Annotated in this window: 20 protein-coding genes; 7 read left to right on the top strand and 13 right to left on the bottom strand. The window is 49.5% G+C overall.

Features of this window, described 5'->3' with window-relative positions; genetic code table 11:
* Positions 1-138: 138 nt before the first annotated feature.
* Positions 139-903, bottom strand: coding sequence for a peptidoglycan-binding protein (locus ACX1C1_RS09035; RefSeq protein ID WP_458956760.1), 765 nt, complete (start codon positions 901-903; stop codon positions 139-141).
* Positions 904-1,903: 1,000 nt separating this feature from the next.
* On the opposite strand from ACX1C1_RS09035, the gene ACX1C1_RS09030 reads away from it, so the two are divergent.
* Complete coding sequence (locus ACX1C1_RS09030; protein ID WP_458956759.1) at positions 1,904-2,743, top strand: Mu transposase domain-containing protein; 840 nt, start codon at positions 1,904-1,906, stop codon at positions 2,741-2,743.
* 55 nt (positions 2,744-2,798) lie between these two features.
* On the opposite strand, the gene ACX1C1_RS09025 is transcribed toward ACX1C1_RS09030, so the two are convergent.
* The 6 genes from ACX1C1_RS09025 to ACX1C1_RS09000 all read right to left on the bottom strand — a co-directional run bounded on the left by ACX1C1_RS09025 (position 2,799) and on the right by ACX1C1_RS09000 (position 6,864).
* Positions 2,799-3,098 carry a helix-turn-helix domain-containing protein gene (locus ACX1C1_RS09025; protein ID WP_458956758.1) on the bottom strand — a complete coding sequence of 100 codons (300 nt, stop codon included), beginning with the start codon at positions 3,096-3,098 and terminating at the stop codon, positions 2,799-2,801.
* Positions 3,091-3,270, bottom strand: a complete 180-nt coding sequence (locus ACX1C1_RS09020) for a YvrJ family protein (protein WP_458956757.1) — start codon at positions 3,268-3,270, stop codon at positions 3,091-3,093. The genes ACX1C1_RS09025 and ACX1C1_RS09020 overlap by 8 nt, the downstream gene beginning before the upstream one ends.
* Entirely contained in the window at positions 3,263-3,877 is a 615-nt protein-coding gene (locus ACX1C1_RS09015) for a sigma-70 RNA polymerase sigma factor region 4 domain-containing protein (protein ID WP_458956756.1), read from the bottom strand. The genes ACX1C1_RS09020 and ACX1C1_RS09015 overlap by 8 nt, the downstream gene beginning before the upstream one ends.
* 229 nt (positions 3,878-4,106) lie before the next feature.
* A complete protein-coding gene (locus tag ACX1C1_RS09010) occupies positions 4,107-4,952 on the bottom strand; it encodes a hypothetical protein (RefSeq protein ID WP_458956755.1) in 846 nt (281 codons plus the stop codon).
* Positions 4,953-5,065: 113 nt separating this feature from the next.
* The gene (locus ACX1C1_RS09005; RefSeq protein ID WP_458956754.1) at positions 5,066-5,818 is read right to left on the bottom strand and encodes a phosphodiester glycosidase family protein; all 753 of its coding nucleotides are present in this window, start codon (positions 5,816-5,818) and stop codon (positions 5,066-5,068) included.
* 557 nt (positions 5,819-6,375) lie between these two features.
* Positions 6,376-6,864 (bottom strand): hypothetical protein, encoded by a 489-nt coding sequence (locus tag ACX1C1_RS09000; protein ID WP_458956753.1) that lies wholly within the window; start codon positions 6,862-6,864, stop codon positions 6,376-6,378.
* A gap of 180 nt (positions 6,865-7,044) precedes the next feature.
* Here ACX1C1_RS09000 and ACX1C1_RS08995 point away from each other — a divergent pair, with 180 nt between their 5' ends.
* From ACX1C1_RS08995 to ACX1C1_RS08980, 4 genes are all read left to right on the top strand, one after another.
* Positions 7,045-7,512, top strand: coding sequence for a helix-turn-helix domain-containing protein (locus tag ACX1C1_RS08995; protein ID WP_458956752.1), 468 nt, complete (start codon positions 7,045-7,047; stop codon positions 7,510-7,512).
* A 127-nt stretch (positions 7,513-7,639) separates the two neighbouring features.
* Complete coding sequence (locus ACX1C1_RS08990) at positions 7,640-8,290, top strand: ImmA/IrrE family metallo-endopeptidase (protein ID WP_458956751.1); 651 nt, start codon at positions 7,640-7,642, stop codon at positions 8,288-8,290.
* A 26-nt stretch (positions 8,291-8,316) separates the two neighbouring features.
* Positions 8,317-8,721 (top strand): hypothetical protein, encoded by a 405-nt coding sequence (locus ACX1C1_RS08985; RefSeq protein ID WP_458956750.1) that lies wholly within the window; start codon positions 8,317-8,319, stop codon positions 8,719-8,721.
* Between the two features lie 178 nt (positions 8,722-8,899).
* A complete protein-coding gene (locus tag ACX1C1_RS08980) occupies positions 8,900-9,964 on the top strand; it encodes a GNAT family N-acetyltransferase (RefSeq protein ID WP_458956749.1) in 1,065 nt (354 codons plus the stop codon).
* Between the two features lie 202 nt (positions 9,965-10,166).
* Here the strand turns inward: ACX1C1_RS08980 and ACX1C1_RS08975 are convergent, their stop codons facing one another.
* From ACX1C1_RS08975 to ACX1C1_RS08955, 5 genes are all read right to left on the bottom strand, one after another.
* Positions 10,167-10,868 (bottom strand): hypothetical protein, encoded by a 702-nt coding sequence (locus ACX1C1_RS08975; protein WP_458956748.1) that lies wholly within the window; start codon positions 10,866-10,868, stop codon positions 10,167-10,169.
* Positions 10,865-12,076, bottom strand: coding sequence for a hypothetical protein (locus ACX1C1_RS08970; RefSeq protein WP_458956747.1), 1,212 nt, complete (start codon positions 12,074-12,076; stop codon positions 10,865-10,867). The genes ACX1C1_RS08975 and ACX1C1_RS08970 overlap by 4 nt, the downstream gene beginning before the upstream one ends.
* A gap of 30 nt (positions 12,077-12,106) precedes the next feature.
* Positions 12,107-12,661 (bottom strand): hypothetical protein, encoded by a 555-nt coding sequence (locus ACX1C1_RS08965; RefSeq protein WP_458956746.1) that lies wholly within the window; start codon positions 12,659-12,661, stop codon positions 12,107-12,109.
* Positions 12,658-13,215, bottom strand: a complete 558-nt coding sequence (locus ACX1C1_RS08960) for an RNA polymerase sigma factor (protein WP_458956745.1) — start codon at positions 13,213-13,215, stop codon at positions 12,658-12,660. Before ACX1C1_RS08960 ends, ACX1C1_RS08965 begins: the two co-directional genes overlap by 4 nt.
* 205 nt (positions 13,216-13,420) lie before the next feature.
* The gene (locus ACX1C1_RS08955; RefSeq protein ID WP_458956744.1) at positions 13,421-13,942 is read right to left on the bottom strand and encodes a YwhD family protein; all 522 of its coding nucleotides are present in this window, start codon (positions 13,940-13,942) and stop codon (positions 13,421-13,423) included.
* A gap of 103 nt (positions 13,943-14,045) precedes the next feature.
* On the opposite strand from ACX1C1_RS08955, the gene ACX1C1_RS08950 reads away from it, so the two are divergent.
* Positions 14,046-16,058, top strand: coding sequence for a M1 family metallopeptidase (locus ACX1C1_RS08950; RefSeq protein ID WP_458956743.1), 2,013 nt, complete (start codon positions 14,046-14,048; stop codon positions 16,056-16,058).
* Positions 16,059-16,107: 49 nt separating this feature from the next.
* Positions 16,108-16,929, top strand: coding sequence for a hypothetical protein (locus ACX1C1_RS08945; RefSeq protein WP_458956742.1), 822 nt, complete (start codon positions 16,108-16,110; stop codon positions 16,927-16,929).
* On the opposite strand, the gene ACX1C1_RS08940 is transcribed toward ACX1C1_RS08945, so the two are convergent.
* A complete protein-coding gene (locus tag ACX1C1_RS08940) occupies positions 16,916-18,277 on the bottom strand; it encodes a sodium-dependent transporter (RefSeq protein WP_458956741.1) in 1,362 nt (453 codons plus the stop codon). The two genes, ACX1C1_RS08945 and ACX1C1_RS08940, sit on opposite strands and share 14 nt — an antisense overlap.
* Positions 18,278-18,383: the final 106 nt, after the last annotated feature.

The following is an 18,383-nucleotide window of genomic DNA, read 5'->3' as shown; positions in this document are numbered from 1 at the left end:
AAAAAGGGCATCTGCTCGTTTATTTACGAGGCAGGTGCCCTTTTATTATAAGCATTGTCTTGCAAAAATAAAAAATACGTAGTTATTTCAGTGGTCTCAAAATATGGATTAGTTTTATAGTCATTTAACTAAGTCCTATTACGAATAAGTTTTTACGTGGAAGTGGTCAGTATGGTTAGCGAGATACTGACGTTTGGTTAACGACAGCCCGTGATCTGTATAAAAGTAAACCAATTGAACATTCGAGTTAGCCTCACAAGCAAGGAGAAACGCCTTCTCTTGTGCTACAGTTAAGCCTGCATTCCTAAAATCAATTTCCTTACCGGACTGATGTGAATCATGAAACGGAATATCTTTCCCATCAATGAGAGAGGCATTATTAACCTCAATTTTTTTAGAAGTTGCGGTGTAGTATGCTTGAGCCAAAGACTCTACCGTGTTAAACGTGCTTGGTGTTACCCAGGACAGATCCTGTTTATATGTTGCATTTGCCGCTAGGCCGGCAACAGTATCACCCATCAAAGTGTAGTGATACGACGAATTAATCAACCTGACAAAACCTTTAGACGAAACGCCAACCTCGGCAGCCATGAAGTTTCTAGTCTTTTGGCCATAAATTCCATCTGCAGTGATGCCGACAACTTCTTGGAACTTCATTAGATTCTGTTTCGTCCCGCTATCGAATGTAGTCGATGTATTACCAGTCATCGAAGGTAGGGAACCGAACAAAAATGACTCAACCGCAGTCCCAAGCTGAGTGCGGAAATCCCGAATGTTTTGCTTAAGCGAAGGAATTTCAGCATGAACATTCCCTTGTTGGTAGCTAGATTGAAAGCTGGTGCTAAATGCAGCGTTAGAAGTAGTTGTTCCTATAGCGCAAATGTTGTCGTGTCCGTAGGACATGTGATCATCTCTTTTCATATTAGAATTTTAAATATTGGAGGGCACTTTCCCTTCGATCCCTCATCAAAGGAAAGCTTCAAATATTCAATACTATTAAAGTGAAAAAAGGCAATCAAAAAACAACCACAGGAAATACTATATTAAAATCGTCTTATACTTATCACCTCTTAAATTTAACTGCTGGCGGTAGCAGATCGCTCGGGTGGCTCGAAGCATGCCTAGAAAGAATATAAACTTCATAACAACAACTGCTGTCCGAATATGATCTGGCTATGGAGTAGTTACAGGTAATCAAGGATGAAGTAGAGGCCGCTCTAGCCTTATCCAACTAGCCAGGCCTTATCTCACATTAAGTGGATAGTATCTTGTTTGTCGTCAACACTTTAGATGAAACTGGTAACTCAAAGGCTTTGCACTTGACGATTCGTTGTTACAACATGCCGGTCTCAATTGTGAAGATCAGTGCTAAAATCCCCAATATTAACGGTTGAAAATCCCCCCACTAGAAGCCGACATACTCTCCGGAGGGAGAGAGTCGAGATTGGTGAAGAACGGTAAGTTTTTTAAAGATGAAGGATATGCGGTAAAGAGGCATCAGCATCACGCAGATTGCCGACGAGTTGGGAAGAGATCGCAAAACGGTGCGCAAGTGGCTTCAGACAGACGAACCTAACGGCTACGCAAAGCGCAAGCCGGTGATGACGGGGAAGCGGGGGCTTACAAAGTCTACGTACGAAAGCGCATGACGGAGGGCTGTCTGAATGCCAGCGTCCTTCTCGACGAGATCCGGGCGAAAGGTTACGCGGGCGGCAGCACCATGCTTCGTCTCTTCATGCAGACCCTGAGGCGGCAATGCAATCGAAAGCCACTGAACGGTTCGAAACGGAGCCCGGCGAGCAAGCGCAGGTGGATTGTGGCGAATTTAAAGTCGCGCAAAACGACCAGATGAAGAAACTGTATGCGTTCATCATGGTGCTTGGCTACTCGCGGTCGATGTTACGTGGAGTTTGCGGAGGACAGCAAGCTGGACACGCTGATGGGCTGTCACGCACGCGCCTTTGCGTATCTCGGCGGCGTGACCCGTACCTGCCTCTATGACAATATGAAAAAGGTCGTGGTCAGTCAGGACGAAAATGGCAATCTCGTCTGGAACGAGCAGTTTGCGCGCTTTGCCGGGCATTATGGCTTCACGCTGCGTCGCTGCAAACCGTATCGGGCGCGGACCAAAGGCAAAGTGGAGAACGGCGTCGGTTACGTGCGCAAGAACTTTTGGCCGCGTGTGCGCACGTTCACCGGGCTTGCGGATTTAAATGCGCAAGCGCGTCACTGGCTGGAGACCGTCGCCAACAAACGGCTGCACGGCAAGACCTTCCAGGTCCCCTGGGAGGTGCGAGAGCAAGAGATGCTAAGCCCGGTCACCGAAGCTCGCTTCGCTTATGCCGAGCGGCATTCACGCAAGGGTTCCAGCGACTGCTATGTCTCATTCGAGGCGAATCGTTACAGCGTTCCGTTCCAATACGTTGGCGCTGTCGTGGAATTCGAGGATGAGAAGAACGGCCAACTGCGTTTCCACTGCGGCGGCCAGCTCATTGCTGAGCATCCAAAGTCCATGGGGCGCCACCAGATCATCAGCATTAAAAAACACTTCGAGGGCATATGCAACACATCGAGTCGTCCGGTTGGAGAGCCCACCATTAAAGCACGCCATCGTCCCGATGGAAAAACCTACTTACACAAACTTCTTGACGCTACCCTGTATGCTCACTGTTTGCCTATTCAGACGGCTCGTCCCATTCTATCAGGCATACGTTTTATACTACTTCTGAAAACCTTCGAATAAGCGAGTATTTGCGATAACGTGACGAGTTAAAATAACTACCTACTTAAGCCGTGATTTACTCGGGGTCCTTATCAAAATACTCTTTCTCTGAAATAGATTTTGCACCCAGCCATGACGAACCCTTAAATAACTGGCGAAAGATTGATGTGTATTCAGGTAAATAATCCAAATCATAAATGAGAATCTTCTGAATCATTTTTTCAATGATGATCTGTTCCAAATCATCCTTACGATCATTCTTAATTTTATTCTTAGCAGAATTAATTGCTGGTCTGAATAATAAAATGATTTTTTGAAGTGCCTCTTTGTCACCTTTTTGTGACTTTTCAACCAAATCATAAAATTCATCAATCATGGCGTTCTCCGTTCGTATTTTTAATAATGACTTCGGTTAGTTTTAAGATGCTTGCTGTCAATGTTTCAAGCTTTTTCTCAAATCTTAGTAATAAATAAGTTGTGATTACGATTGGAAACCCCACCTGGCTAATAGCCGAAAATACTGATGAAAACACTTCTGCTTCACTCATCCCTTCTCCCGCCCTCCATTAATTTTGATTTCATTTTCTTTAACGCTAGATTCCTTGTCTTAAATATAGCTTGAGGAGATACACCTATTAATGATGCGATCTCATTATCCTGAAAACAATGAGCATACGATAATGTGATTACAAACTTCTGTTTTGGAGTTAAGGCCTCGAAAGCTATAGCAAGTAATTCATTAGATAGTGATGTATAAAAGTCATTCGGATCCTTAATGAGTTCTTCTACCACCCTATTATTTCTCGATAAAAGAAATTCGCCTATTGTGCCTGATTTTTTCTCATTATTTAGGAACGGTTGATCAAATATTAATACGTTTCTATGGTCATTCTTTTTATAATATCGGATCTGATCAATAAGACAGTATTTGATTGTTGAAGAGAGATATTTGACGAACCGTATACGGAAATAGAACTTTCGAAACCGAATCTCTAATTCGTATTTTGCACCTTCATCTCCAGATAAGGCATTTAAAAGATACATCATATTCTGTTCGGATGATAAAAAACTGCTTATAATTTTACCAGGGAAGGAATCCTTACTCTGGTACATGTGTTCACTCATCTGTTCTGTTGCTCTATTTTGAGACATCATTCATCCCCCCCCCGTGTATGAGATTCATATCTAATAAAATGAAGAGTTTTCGAGAAAAACAACCTTTACGAGATCGTACGTTCTTGTTTTTTGCATTGAAAAACCCCCTCCAAAAAGTTCCTAAGAGGGGGTTGCGCGTTTTAGTTATTGAATTTCATCCATAGTAAATCTGTGATTAGATACAGAAAAATCATGTTCAGTCGAATCTGCACCTTTTTTGTAAGAAAAGTCAATCGATATCACGAATGAACCAAGTCCCATTCTCTTTACCTAGTATATAATTAGTGAAGGTTTCCACATCTTCTTCACCCCATTTGCGTCGGTCTACTTGTAATATTACAATGTCGTCTCTCTGATCGACGACTTTAATCAGTTCTATTGATACGACCGGCAATGGGGGAATATCGGCTTGCATGGACTGTTTTGAATTTCTGAGCTTATCATAAGCTTCCTCGTCACCAATAGCAATCGCTTTTATATCTTGATTGATTACCTTCACCCATTCAAGCTGCTCACCCGAATATTCAGATTCATTAATAAGTTGCGGGTTAATCATTTCACTTGGACCTGGACGATATGAAGTATCGACTGTCCAATCGACAATAACCCATCCATTTCCTTTCTTCTCAAATGAATACAAAGCGTACTGTGGCTCTGACGGGTTATCATTGAACCTATAGTCTACTCGAATCGCTCCGCTGACATCTGTTGACTGTTCGACCTCAATAAATTTGACAGACTTAATTGGACCCGTAATCATCACGGAAGGATCTGGGCTTACTCCTCTAAGAGTAGAAGCAGTTTCTACATCCTGTTCGTTAATCGCTGTAATATCCTGGTTGATCATCTTAATCCACGCCATTTGATTACCAACAAAATTTTCCTCGTCAATTAACTCAACTTTTATTACGGTCCTCTCTTGTTTTTCATTTTCCTTTTCAGTTTCAGAGGTACTCGGTGTCTTGGTATGTGTGGGTGACACTTGAGAAGGATTAGGTTCTATAGATGGTTCATTTGAGGTGCAAGCCGTTAAACTTATCAAGCAAATTATAACTACGACACTTAACAACTTCATACTATACCTCCTTATTTTCCAAACTTGTTACTTAGACGTTCATTATGAGTATAATGTTACCAGAAAAAGACACCTCATGTACAAATGTACAATAAGGTGTCTTCAGAAACCGTTTAAGTCCAACTCGTTGGATTTACAGAAACCATTGTTTTCGTAGGACGAGCATCGTTACTCGGATCCCAATTCAGCATTTGTCCATTAGATGTTTTGTACCTCATTTGAGACGATCCACCACCATCGAGATAAATACCTTTAGTACAACCTTTGAACTCAAGAAATGCTTTCATATACCATGGAGTTTCATTTGCAAATACACAGAGAAAAATTTTACCATTAGGAAGGAGGCCGATTGCTGTACGAGGTCTATTATTAGGACTTACATACAGAATACCCTCTTTCGCAATTACATCATTGACACCAGAGGCTTTTTCATTGACATCAAGTTTTTGATAAAAGCTTTGGAAAGAGTCTCCCTCATTTAAAAATAGGCTTAATCCACCGATTGCCCATGTCACCTGCCCGTTTGGGTAAGGTGGAATCGAGAGATCGTCACGGAAATGATGGACTACTGCTGCCGTAGTTGAGTTTGTTCCATACACGTTAAGTCGGTAAAAGGTTCCACGATTTAGAACCTTGCTCGCTGTTCCATTAATAGTACCTGTACCACTACTTCCAACAGCTGAGTTGTTTTTAATGGCTATCCCAAGTAGGGTGGAACCGCTGAAAAAAGTACCATTTACTCCGAATTTTCCAGAAGACATTACTGTACCAGCGATTGCATCGACAGAAACGCTCGATACGTCAGCCTCAATGCATTTAACCGTGTTGCCGTTCCAAGTTGTTTGAGAATAAGTTGCTGTTGTCATTTACATCACCTCATCATTTTTTTAGGATTCAAGTATGTGGCCATCAACTTGTTCCTTATATGTAAAGGTGAAATCAAATAAAGGAAAATCAACCCATTTAAATCTTTTTTCCTCTTATACTAAAGTTAGCTCATCAGACACGTCCTCATCTTGAAAACCATTGGTATGCGCAACCTACAAGCTCGCTATCCATCGATGCCAGCGTCATCGGCGCCTCCTAGGATAAAGTCACCTTCAAAAGCCGCCAGTCCGCCTCATCCTAAGCGCCATTTGACATCTACAGCTCAATGGATATTTACCTCCTAGCCCCCGCTAGTACACATCAAAAAAGAACATTTGTTCGTATTTCGACAACTAAAGCTTAACACGGGAACAGCCCCGCGTGTCCCCCAAACTACCACCAATCATCCACCATGAATTACAAAAAAAGAAAAATCCTTTATCCGAGCCACCCGTTACGGACTGGTTCGATAAAGGATTTAGCGATGTAATCAAATGCCTGGCATTAAGAAAAACGGATGACGGCCCGCCATGACCATTATGCAAAGACGCGCCGCCTAGTCTTTGCCACTCTCCCAGTAGAGCAGTCCCCATAGCTTCAGCGTAATCGCGACCGAGCATACTCCATCGCCTATGCGGCGGTCGAGCGTTGAGCTTTTTTCTCCCCTCCTCATATAATATAGCGTTTCGGAATACGAATGCCCCTTCAAGTAGCGCAGCGTCACCGCCTGTCTAGCTTCTTCGTCCCGAATCATTGCAACCGCCCGCTCGATCGCATTACTGACGATTTCGCACTCTTCTGCGGCAAGCTTCTGATTATGCGCGACTTGCACGGCGTTGGCGGTACGGTTGCCATATATCTCGTCGCCGTCGATTCGTCTCGTCCGCTCGCTTTCATACAGAGTCGTCTTGATCAGCTCTTCATGCTCCCGGTAATCCCGCACCACGAGCTTTAGCTGTATATAGTTTCGCAATATGCGCTGCGCTTGCTGCTTCTCCTCCGGTGTCGGCTTCGCGAGTACGTTCTTCGTTACTTGTCCTTTCAATGCGATCTCCTCCAATGTACAAGATTCTTGTACTTTTTGTCCTCATATTAAGGACAAGAGTCTTGCATGTCAATTCAAAAGTACAAGATCCTTGTTTTTGTTGCAAAAAAACAGAATTAATGTACAATATACTTGTACTTTACCTTTTGCGAATCATTTGTCATGCTAGGAGAGATTCCTGTGTTCAGAGCCGATCGGTTAACGGAACGAAGAAAGCTTCATAAGCTCACGCAAGAGCAGCTTGCGAGACTAGTTGACCTGACCAAGGCCGCGATCGGCAACTACGAGCAAGGACGAAGCGCCCCGCCGTACGAGACGTTGATCGTTCTCGTGGACGCGCTTCAGACCAATGCGGATTATTTGCTGGGACTTACGGACGATCCAGAAGCGAAGACGCCAGTCAAACCGAATTCCGACAATCACCCGGATTCGAATCATCCCTCTAATGATGCAAGAGACCGGTCCGCTATTAGCAAGCATCAAGGGACCCTCTCGGAACCCGGCATCTACATCGCCTACCTCGGCGGACCGCCGGAAGAGATGGACGAGGAAGAAGCCGAGCATCTAAAGCGCGAGCTGGAGATGTTCCGCGCATTTAAGGAGAAACGGCGCAGAGACAGAGAAGCTGGCGGCAATGATCCAGCTTGAAGCCACCGTACCTAGCGCGCTCTTCTAGCGAATTGAATATACACGCAACATCAATTAGTAAAACCCCCAGCGGGTTTTATTTTTGGCCATACATACGAACATACATTCTTGTATTTGGGAGGTCGTCATGGAAGAGCTGGATTTCGAGCTGTACCGTCCGACGGACATGGAGCTTTGGATTGGGTCAATCTACGAAAGAAACGGCATTCATTATCCGGGGGATCTGGATGATTGGGATCATATTGCCTCGCTATTCGGCGTTCATCTGGCATATACAGAAGGAGAGACCAAGGTCATTTATGACGAAGACGGGGATTGCATGATTTTCTTGAATATGCATCTGGAGCAGTCAGAGCAGCGCCTCGCATTCTTCCATGAGCTTAGCCACCCCGCGCTTCACGCGGGAGATCAACGTCAGCTGCCGCCTGCCTTTGTCCATCTGCAAGAATCGCAGGCCGCCCACTTTCAGCTCTATAGCGCAATTCCTTATCCGATGCTAAGGGAACTCGATCATCTTCGTGAGCAGCCCCACTACCATCGGCTGATCGCCGGAGCGTTCGGCGTGCCGCTGGCTTTTGCGGAAACCCGACTGGAGCGAATCGCTGCACGGATGCGACAGGAGAAATCTGATCTCAACCTCCGTGCCAAGCTGGCCTCTCTATCGGCCAAAGTGTGCGGCTACGATAATCCGGAAGCCGCCGAGCGGCTTCTTGCACAATTGGCACGTCAGACGGCACAAAGGAAAAGGAACGATGCGTCTAGAAGACATTCCAACTAAGGTATTGGAAAGGAGTTGCAGCGGTCGTGGAGTTAACAATGAACGTCTATTATGAAGAAGACGGAGACAGTGGTCTGCATATCCCCATCTGGATTTTGCTTCATCCTGCCGCAGGATTGGACTGGAGCACAACACTCTACATACGACTTGATGGACCGTTCCAAGCTCAAGGACTAGACGAATGGGATGCGGAGTTGCTTGCCATTAGCGTACCGAGTCACGTCTACGTCAGACATCCCCAGAATCCTGCTTTGCTCGGTATCCATCTGCCATCGCTGCGAATTTATATCGACCGGCAGACCTCAATTGCGTTTGATCCCGTCAGCCATCTGGATATTGACCGTCTCCTGCTTCGTATCTCCGATGTGGAAGACGTACTGCAATACAATGTGCGGGCCGTGCTGCCTAGACACTTGGCGGGCACGCGCTAGACACGTACGAATCCGCCCAGACTGCAGAGAGCTCCAAGATGATCCGTTCGCAAGCCGGTGCACCTATTTCCACCTACCATCACGCAGTAATGTTCGATTCATAGTCAACTTCTCCCTATCCGCTGCAGCCGATCGTACATGATAATGCAGGTAGAACGAATCCAGGGAGGATCGTAATATGGATACAAACAGAAACCATGTAATAAAAGGCAAAGAAAGCAATTCAGCAAAGCGGTTTGAGATTACGCTGCGGCCGCTGCGTCTGCCTGAGGATTATGCGCCTCTCGCAGCATTGTTAAATGAATATTGGCCGGAGCCGACATCCGCCGAACGGTTGGAGCAAGAGGATGGCAAGTTATACGAGACGGGCCATACCTGGAGAGATGACAACGGACTGCTGGCAGGGTATGACCGCACTAGATATGTGGCTGTCACGGAGCATGGAGAACTGATCGGATATGTATGGTCGTGGCGGGCTCCTTGGACGGAGCCGGGCTATCTATGCAACACGCTGGTCGTCAAGCAAACGTACCGCGAGCAAGGTGTAGGAGAAGCGCTGCTGCGTCATGCTTACGCATGGGCCACGGAGCTGGGCGCATCTTCGCTGATCACCGAGGTGTGGGACGACCATCCGGAAGCCCTGCACTTCGCACTTCGCCGCGGTTTCATGGTGGAGAGACATAGTTACCAATCCGTGCTTCGGTTGAATCAAGTACCCGCACATATTCACGCAATGGATCCGCAAGCCTTGCTCACATCCAATGGACTTCGACTGCTTACCCTTGCAGACGAGCCCGGAGAGGAGAGCAAGCATAAGCTCTTCGAGTTGGCGGCGGCCACGATGATCGATATACCTAGCTTCCTTGGCGATATACCTGATTTCGATCAGTGGAAGAAGTGGTATCTCGAGGTTGACGGCCATAAGCCTGAATTGACATGGATTGCGGCTGACGGCGCTCGGTTCGTTGGAATGACCAATGTGCTTCACATCGAAGCAACGAACGGCTTGTATCATGAATATACAGGGGTTGACAGAGAATACAGGAGCAAAGGGGTTGCGTTGGCACTCAAGCTTCAGTCGATTCGCGCGGGTATTGAAATCGGCGGCGATTACATCAGGACGGACAATGACTCCATGAACGCTCCTATCCTGGCGATCAACCGCAAACTCGGCTATGAGCCTCTGCGAGGCATGTACCGGATCCTGGCGTCGTTGGAAAAGGTGCAGGAAGCGCTGGAATAGACGCCATAAAGGATCAGCGACTCCTATAACACAAACACCATTGCTGTCATTCTAATGGACACCAACATTCCTTAACACGCGGGATTGGCATTTATTCGCCACGTCCCGCGACTTTGGGGCATGTATGTCCATTAGAATCTGTGCATGGTCATCTTTCGCTCATGTACAATCAATGAAAATATACAATCAATGAAAATTCGTATTATTGCCTCTTAACGTGCAGCCCCTTAGGCAACGCAAGCATCAGCATCGGTCTTACAGCATCCGTCACAAGACCTCCATCCCTGCGCGGAACGGAGCCTACGACGATAAACATCGTGTCGCCAACGATCTCCGTACGCCATATCTCTGTATCAATCGAAGAGAGGGGTTGCTCCGACCAGTAACGAATCTGCCCCATCAAACGAACCTCGCGCGTCTCCGTCTCGCTGATCGAAACGCCATCCGTCGCTTGAACGACGATCTTCTTTACTTCAGCCGGTACAGACACGCCTTCCGTTTCCACGAATGCGGTGCGCTGCGTCATCCCCACACTCGTCCGTAATTCATCAAAGACGCCCGTCGACATAAGCAGCGCGAGCACCAGACTAGCCGCACCGATCATGCCCACAAAAAACACACTAATCCAATCATATCTGACTATCGTATCCCGGCTGCCCGACATCTTGAGATACAGCAGCAGCTCGAGGCCAAGCAATATAAAAACAACAGGCGCGACCCAAAGCAAAAGCTCATACGCCTCAACATCCTGCCACAACGAGACGGCAAACGCTGTACCCATTAAGATAAGCGTGACACCCATCGACAATGAACCAACGCGCCACTGACGGATACTCTTGTTGCCCGGCAGCCCCGATGATGGTCCATGTACAGGCGGAAGATTTAATGAATGCGTCGTACTCATGACGGTTCCCCTCCTTTGTCCCGCTCAGATGGTGCTTCCCCGCCCGACAAAGCAGCCCCGATCACGCTGCGACTGCCGAAGGCCAGCCTGAGCCCGAATACGATCATAACAAACGCAATGACCGCCGTTGGGAACATAAATTTGTAGGTCACATAATGGTTCACGATCTCAGGGTAATAACCGCTGATCGCTCGAATAATAATGCGATCAATCAGGAAGTACGCTCCGAAGCCAAGCAGCGCAATACCGAACCAACGTTGGTAAGGCACAAACATCGGCAGCAGCGGCTCATCACTGAGCTCGCCCCTTTGATAGCGCCCAATTTGCTGCAGGGCGTCAAAAAACGCGAAGCACCAGTAAAGCGGCAACAAAAACAGGAACAAGGACAACCTCAGATTATCCATCACATATATAGATAGAAGGAATCCGCCCATAAATTGCAGACCACGCTTCTGCAAACCCAGATAGAGATGACCAGCGCCTGGGAAGATCGCTAGAGAGATAGCGAGCACTTTATTCTTAACCCCTGAAGCGATATGCGACTCAAAGCCTTCAAACAGCGATTTGTCCTGAAGCTGCTCGCCCCGTTGCTTGGCCTGTAACAGCTGTACGGCGTCAAACATGCTGTAGATCCAGATCACCGGCAGAGCAAGCAGGAATACCAATATAGCCCCTGAACTCATGACCGCGCTGATGAACACGATGATCGCGAACAATCCGATAAACGAGATCAGAAACGTAATGCCGCGCTGCGTCAGTCCCAGGTACATATGGCCGAGACCAGGAATGATCGACATCATAATTGTTTTCGATTTCATTTGCTCTTGCTCGTAGTGATGCTGGTTTCCGTAGCTATTCGCATACTCCGAGCCGCCGGGCTGCGGACCATAAGCTGTTCCGCCGCCGCTTGGGTCGAAATACGCGGCATGCTCGCCATAGGCCGGCACGCTTCTCAGCGCCGGCGCTTTGCCGGAGATCAGCGTGAAGATCATATCGAACATGTTGATGGCCCCCACGCCAAACGCCAGCATGAGCAAGACGATAATCTCGTCGCCGCCGCTCATCGAGCCGAACAAGACGGCCAGCATCAATAAGCCGAAAAACAATCCCGCGTAAATCAGGCAGCGAATCGGCCTGCCCAAGTAACCGTGACCCGCTCCGGGAATAAACGAGAGGAAAAACGCGGCCGCTTTACTTTTTCGTACCATTCTAATTCCTTCCTTTCCTTGTTTGCATCCTTATTTGAACCTGGAGGCCTGTATGCCGTCGAGCCATCCGCCCGTGCGATTAACCAGCTGCTCGGACCAGCTCGGCTGGTTTTCCCAGGCTTTGTCGATATCGGATTGCGAAGGCATCGCGACGCGGCTTTCGTCCAGCTTCTCCAGACTTTGCGAGAATCCGGCAAGCGCGCCCGATGCTAGCAGCAATAACGTAATGGACGCCGCGATCGTATACTGCCAAGCGGGCTTCTGGATCCAGGGAACGCGCCTTGCCGCAGGCTTCTGTTGAACGGCTGGCCGATGCGAGGCAGACAGCTTAGCAGGCTCGGCAAGCTTAAGCTCTTCGATGACACGCTCTTCCAACGCTTGCCAATCCGACAAGGGAAGCCCCCGCTCTTCGGTGTCCGCCCGATTCGTTTCGCTCTCCAGCATGCTCATGAACAGCTCCAGACATTGCCTGCAATGAAGCAACTCCGCATCCACCCGTTCGCGTTCCGCCCCCCTAAGCGTACCGCTCGCGTATTTCCGCATGTCTTCTTCCGCAATATGCATCGCACGTGATTCCTTCATCATTCGAAATCCTCCTTTCGCCAGTGCCGCCTCATCCAATTTCTCGCCCGGTACAGCCGGGACTCCACGCTCTTGCGCTCTAGTCCGGTGTCGACCGCGATCTGCTCGTAGCTCTTCTCTTCCATATAAAAGGCTTCGACGACCTCGCGATAATGCTCCGGCATGCCGCTAACTCGCTCGTGCAGCATGCGTCTCCGCTCTTCGGTCATGGCAACCTCTTCGGCCGCCGGTGATGGTACTGCACTTAACATGCCTATGGCAGCTCGTTCGGCCGTCCCATGCTGTACAGCTTCTTCCCCGCCGCCCGCCAGATGCTCCGGCCTTCTCGCTTTGCTGCGCTTGTAATCGATGGCCCTGTTCACCGCAATTCGTGTAATCCAGGTTTTGAATCCGTCATGACGATAATCCGGGAGGGAGCGATAAATACGGAGCAGAGCTTCCTGTGTGACGTCTTCCGCATCATGCGGCGACTGCAGCACGGCGTAAACGGTATGATAAATATAAGAACCATAAGCCTGCACGAACGGTCGATACTGCTCGGGCCCGCCGCCCTGCAAAGCCTTGATCCACGCCTCGTCGTGAATGTCGCTCTCCCCCTTCCCGTATATATAGACGTCAGTGGATGGATAAACCCTGCGCTATTTCAAAAAAAACTTTCCATCGCGCGTTTCATTCCTATATTTGAACAAAACAAAGGCTGCCCTGACGGCTTCTACGAAGCCCGGGCAGCCTTCTTGTTGTACATTCGATGTAACCTTGCCGCTATTGCAGCTTTTCCTTTAATTCCTCCGGCGAGCGATCCCACCACTCCGCGTTATGCTCTTCGAGCAGCTTGCGCAAAGCGGCCTTCTCCGTCTCACCCAGGTTGTCCAACATGTATCTACGCTTGAGGGCGTAATCAAGACGGTTAACGTGATCAGCGAGAATTTTCCAGCCCCGCTTCGCCTCCGTATCAACGAGCATCTCGCAGGAAGTCACACCCGCGTAATAAGAGCCCTCTTCATTACGGTCGACGGCTACCCAGACAACAAAACAAGGGCGGCCATTCGGCGTGTCTTCTTTGTTCGGCGAGAATTTGATTCCGCGCTCGACCTTGCTCTTGGCGTGCATAATACCAACGTCGATATAAGCCACTCCATCGTCAATCATAACGCAAGCCACGTCGCTAAGATCGATGGACCCCGCTCCGAAACCTTTATGTTTCTTGTTGCTCACCACGTTGAGCGACAAGGATTTTTTCTCCTTGGGCGCCGCTTCTTCCGGCGTATTTCCTTGCTCCGTCACGCTTATCCCACCTTCCCATACAATAATTCCATTTTAGCTAATAATCTTGGAATTGCAAACATATACATGCTGTAGATGCTTGTCAACGGGAGGGAAACGTTCAATGACTCCACGCAATGTCAAACGCCTATTATTCGGTTTGCTCGCAACCGTATTGCTTGTCATATCCGTGCAATACGGCTTCGGGAACGCTTGGCAATCACAGTATACATACGCTTTCGCCCCTGCCGCCGGTGGTACCAAGACCGCTCCGCCTGCCGCGAATTCGGTCAAGCCGCAGGTCGTCCAACAGCCGGACAAGGCAACCTCGCAGCCAGAGAGCCTGAGCAAGCGCGTCGTCGAATACCACATCGATGTTACCCTCCGCGAGGATGGTCAGCATCTCGACGGGGTACAAGATGTTACCTGGACGAACCCAGGCCGCAAATCCGTTTCAGAAATCTATTTCCATCTGTACCCCAACGCGTTCCAGTCATCCAAGACAACCTTTATGACAGAGTCGGGCGGCAAGCTCCGCCAAGACAAAGCAACGTTGAACAGCCGGAGCCATATCGAATTGCTCTCTCTGAAGACGCTGGAGGGCGAAAGCTTGCTCCCGCGCCTGCAATTCATGCAGCCTGACGACGGCAACGTCAACGACTACACACTCGTTCGTCTAAGACTGCCGGAGCCTGTGGCCCCTGGCAAATCGGTTACGCTGAAGATGAGCTACGAGGTGAAGCTCCCTGAAGTGTTCGCCCGAATGGGTTACTCCGGCGACTTTGTTATGGCGGGGCAATGGTTCCCTAAGCTTGCCGTCTACGAGACCGTTGGTATGCGCGGTCGGACGAGTGAGGGCTGGAATGTTCACCAGTATCATGGCAACTCTGAATTCTACAGCGACTTCGGCATCTACAGCGTAAAGATCAGAGTACCGGAGACGTATACCGTCGCCGCAACAGGCTTCCAAACCAAGCCGATCGTCACGAAGGAAGGACAGAAGATCTTCCAATTCTACGCAGAGGATGTCCACGACTTTGCTTGGGCGGCTTCACCGGATTTTGTCTTCGAGGAGACGGCTTATTCGGACAAAGGGATCCCCGGCGTTCGAATCAAGTTGTATCTCGACCCGCTCCATGCTGATCTCAAGGATCGTTACTTCCATGCGGCCAAGTCGGCGCTCTCAAGCTATGCGAAGTGGTACGGCTCCTACCCTTATAATACGTTGTCGATTGTCGTTCCGCCTGCTGGAGCAAACGGCGCAGGCGGCATGGAATACCCGACGCTCGTGACCTCGTTCGCAGCCATGAGCGCAAGTCCGGGCTACGACCTGGAGCGAACGGTCGTCCATGAGATCGGCCACCAATATTGGTACGGCATGGTAGCCTCCAACGAATTCGAAGAGGCGTGGCTTGACGAAGGATTCACCTCCTACGCCGAAGACAAAGTGATGGAGGCCGCATACGGCATCATCCCTAACTTGAAGCTCGAGGCCAGCTACATGACAGATCCCGCTCCGCTCAAGCAGCCGTCATGGGCATACACCGACTCGAGCCATTACGCCGAGAATGTCTATATGCGCGCCAAGCTGGTACTCATCGACATCGAGAACAAGGTCGGCGACAAAGTCATGGATCGTATCATGCGCACCTACTTCCAGAAGTATAAGTTCAAGCATCCAACGACAGGCGACTTCCAGCGGGTGGTTGAACAAGTAACGAAGGCAAAGTGGACGGACTACTTCAACCAATATGTCTATAGCAACCGCACCGCCGACATCTCCGTTGAAGCGATCGAGGTGAGGAAGGTCGTCCAAGATGGCGAGACGGTCTACGAATCCGATGTGCTGATCCAGCGTAATGGCGGCTTGACCGGCCCACTGCCCATCCTGCTGAGCTTCGCGGACGGCTCGACGTTATGGCGAGAGTGGTCGAACACCGAAACCCATATCCAATTCTCTGAAGTGTCGGTCTCTCCGCTGCAATCCGTTACGGTTGACCCCGACCAGACGAATGTGCTGGACAACAAACTCATTAACAACTTTATGCTGGCGGAACTGCCTAACGAGTCCCGAACGCGCTGGAATCTCGCAGCGACCAAGCTGATCGAGGGCATACTCGGCGCACTTAGCTGGTAGTGTCGCAACTACCTCTTATTATCCACTCGCAGTCAAGGAGCGATTACCGATGAAAACTCATATTTCACAAGGGTGGCGGTTGACCTTCAAGCACTTCCACCTGGTCTTGCTCTTATTCGTCTATCAGTTAGCATGGGGCTTCTATCTATACCGCGCCGTCGACGAAATCGTTTCCCCGCTGCTCCGGCGTCTGCCTGCTGTCGGCTCCTCGAGCGAGGTGATGCGCCACTTTGTAACGGAAGCTCAAATTCAATTATTCAAAACCGATCTCATCGAACCCTATCTCTGGACGCTCGCGATCCTATTCATCATCCGTATGCTGCTTACACCGCTCTTTAACGCGGGACTCTTCTATTCCTTCCATGAACAAAGCCGCTCCGGCGGTACAACTAGATTCCTGGAAGGCATCAAACGCACCTGGAAACCGCTCATGCTCCTCTATGCCGTTCAAGCTTCATTGACAGCGGCTCCCGGCATTTGGCTCTTGCCCCGCGGACTCGATGCGTTAGTCTACAGCGCTTCTTATGAGGAGCTTGCGCTGACCTTGCTTCCCGGCGCACTGGCTTGGATCGTTTGGGGAACGCTGCTGCACCTATTGTTCCTCGCCATGCAATTCGGCGCTGCCGCCGGAGAAGGAATATTCGTTTCACTGTGGCGATCCATCCGGGGTTTCCTCCCTTATATGACTGTTTCGCTTGTCATGTGGGGGATCGGCGCCGGGCTGGGGCTTGCGGTAAGCAGCCTCTCGGTTGTGTGGGCCGGTCTAATCGCATTGATCGTGCATCAAGGCTATTATTTCGTCAAAACGCTCGTAAAGGTGTGGACGATTGCCGCTCAATTCGACAGCCTTCAGGCGATCAGAAGCGAATAATACCGATTGCGTACAGCAGCACGATGAGAATGAGCACCGGCACGACATAACGAAGCATCCCTAACCATATTCGTGTCATCACAGGAGATAGTGCCGCTTCCTTGGCAGCCTGCTTCCACACATATCCGGCGAACCAAACATTGATAAGCCCGCTGACTGGCAGCAACACATTAGAACAAATAAATTCGGCCCAATCGAACAAGGTTCGACCGCCGGGAACGAGCCAGCCTTGCGCATCGCCCCCAAGCGACAGCCCAAAGGGCAATCCGACGAGGAAGCACAATAAGCCAACTAGCATCGCCGACGTTCGTCGCCCGATTCTGAAGTAATCATGGACAAACGACACGCTCACCTCCAGTATGGATACGGCGGACGTCAATGCCGCAAATGCCAGCACCACAAAAAACAAACCTCCGATCAGAGAACCAAACGGCATTGCGGCAAATGCGGCGGGAAGGGCAATAAAAACGAGGCCGGGACCTTCACCCGGCTCAATACCGTAGATGAACACCGTCGGAAATATGATCAAGCCTGCCAGCAGCGCATACAGCGCGTTGCCTCCTGCGACAGCAATGGTTGCTGTTCCAAGCGACTGCCGCTTATCCACATAAGCGCCGTACGTCATCATGATGCCCATCCCAAGCGACATCGAGAAAAACGCCTGTCCCAATGCAACCAACACGGATTCTGCTGTTAAACCCCCGAAGTCCGGCTCGAGGAAAAAAGCTACCCCTTCTCCGGACCCCTCGTGCAGCAGTGCGTGGGCTGCAAGCAGCAGCATCAGCACAACCAAACTCGGAATGAGATAGTTGTTCAATTTCTCGATGCCCCCGGAGACACCTTTGATCAGAACGCTTACCGAAATCAACATCAGAATGAATTGCCAGAATACAGACATCCCGCTGCCTACGAAGTTGCCGAAGATATCTCCATATCCCCCGGAATGAAACAATCCCCCCGTGAATGACAGCATGGCGTAATGCAGCGTCCACCCTGCCACAACGGCGTAATACGCCATAATGAAGAAGGAGCCTGCAATCGCAATAAACCCAAGCGATCCCCGCCATCGGCTGCCGCTTAACTTCGTGAGCGACGAATATACGCTCCCCCTGCCTCCACGACCAATGGCAAGCTCCGCAAGCAGCACGGGCAACCCCACCAGAATGAGGCACACGATAAACAGCAGGAAAAATGCCGCCCCGCCATGTATCCCCGTAATATAAGGGAACTTCCACATGTTCCCTAGTCCGACTGCACTGCCTATCGCCGCTAGGATAAATCCTCCGCGCGAGAAAGAGTCACCGGATTTCGCCCCATTTGTTTGCTCGTTACCGCTACTTTTGGCCATAAAAAAACCACCCATCAACTAAATTGTCACTAACGGGTAGTATATCCTTATTTATTCGGTTGTCAGCGCAGCTCAAATTTGGGATTGGGATCTGTGTTCGGCGCTT

The sequence above is a fragment of the Paenibacillus sp. strain BS8-2 genome, from assembly GCF_054483835.1.
This window is presented reverse-complemented; position numbering and strand designations above follow the sequence as displayed.

Excerpts from the sequence above, each read along its gene's own strand:
- ACX1C1_RS09020 (WP_458956757.1), bottom strand. The coding sequence starts at position 3,270 with ATGAGTGAAGCAGAAGTGTTTTCATCAGTATTTTCGGCTATTAGCCAG.
- ACX1C1_RS08980 (WP_458956749.1), top strand. The coding sequence starts at position 8,900 with ATGGATACAAACAGAAACCATGTAATAAAAGGCAAAGAAAGCAATTCA.
- ACX1C1_RS09005 (WP_458956754.1), bottom strand. The coding sequence starts at position 5,818 with ATGACAACAGCAACTTATTCTCAAACAACTTGGAACGGCAACACGGTT.
- ACX1C1_RS09010 (WP_458956755.1), bottom strand. The coding sequence starts at position 4,952 with ATGAAGTTGTTAAGTGTCGTAGTTATAATTTGCTTGATAAGTTTAACG.
- ACX1C1_RS08945 (WP_458956742.1), top strand. The coding sequence starts at position 16,108 with ATGAAAACTCATATTTCACAAGGGTGGCGGTTGACCTTCAAGCACTTC.
- ACX1C1_RS09025 (WP_458956758.1), bottom strand. The coding sequence starts at position 3,098 with ATGATTGATGAATTTTATGATTTGGTTGAAAAGTCACAAAAAGGTGAC.
- ACX1C1_RS08975 (WP_458956748.1), bottom strand. The coding sequence starts at position 10,868 with ATGAGTACGACGCATTCATTAAATCTTCCGCCTGTACATGGACCATCA.
- ACX1C1_RS08940 (WP_458956741.1), bottom strand. The coding sequence starts at position 18,277 with ATGGCCAAAAGTAGCGGTAACGAGCAAACAAATGGGGCGAAATCCGGT.
- ACX1C1_RS08965 (WP_458956746.1), bottom strand. The coding sequence starts at position 12,661 with ATGATGAAGGAATCACGTGCGATGCATATTGCGGAAGAAGACATGCGG.
- ACX1C1_RS09015 (WP_458956756.1), bottom strand. The coding sequence starts at position 3,877 with ATGATGTCTCAAAATAGAGCAACAGAACAGATGAGTGAACACATGTAC.
- ACX1C1_RS08950 (WP_458956743.1), top strand. The coding sequence starts at position 14,046 with ATGACTCCACGCAATGTCAAACGCCTATTATTCGGTTTGCTCGCAACC.
- ACX1C1_RS08970 (WP_458956747.1), bottom strand. The coding sequence starts at position 12,076 with ATGGTACGAAAAAGTAAAGCGGCCGCGTTTTTCCTCTCGTTTATTCCC.
- ACX1C1_RS09035 (WP_458956760.1), bottom strand. The coding sequence starts at position 903 with ATGTCCTACGGACACGACAACATTTGCGCTATAGGAACAACTACTTCT.
- ACX1C1_RS08990 (WP_458956751.1), top strand. The coding sequence starts at position 7,640 with ATGGAAGAGCTGGATTTCGAGCTGTACCGTCCGACGGACATGGAGCTT.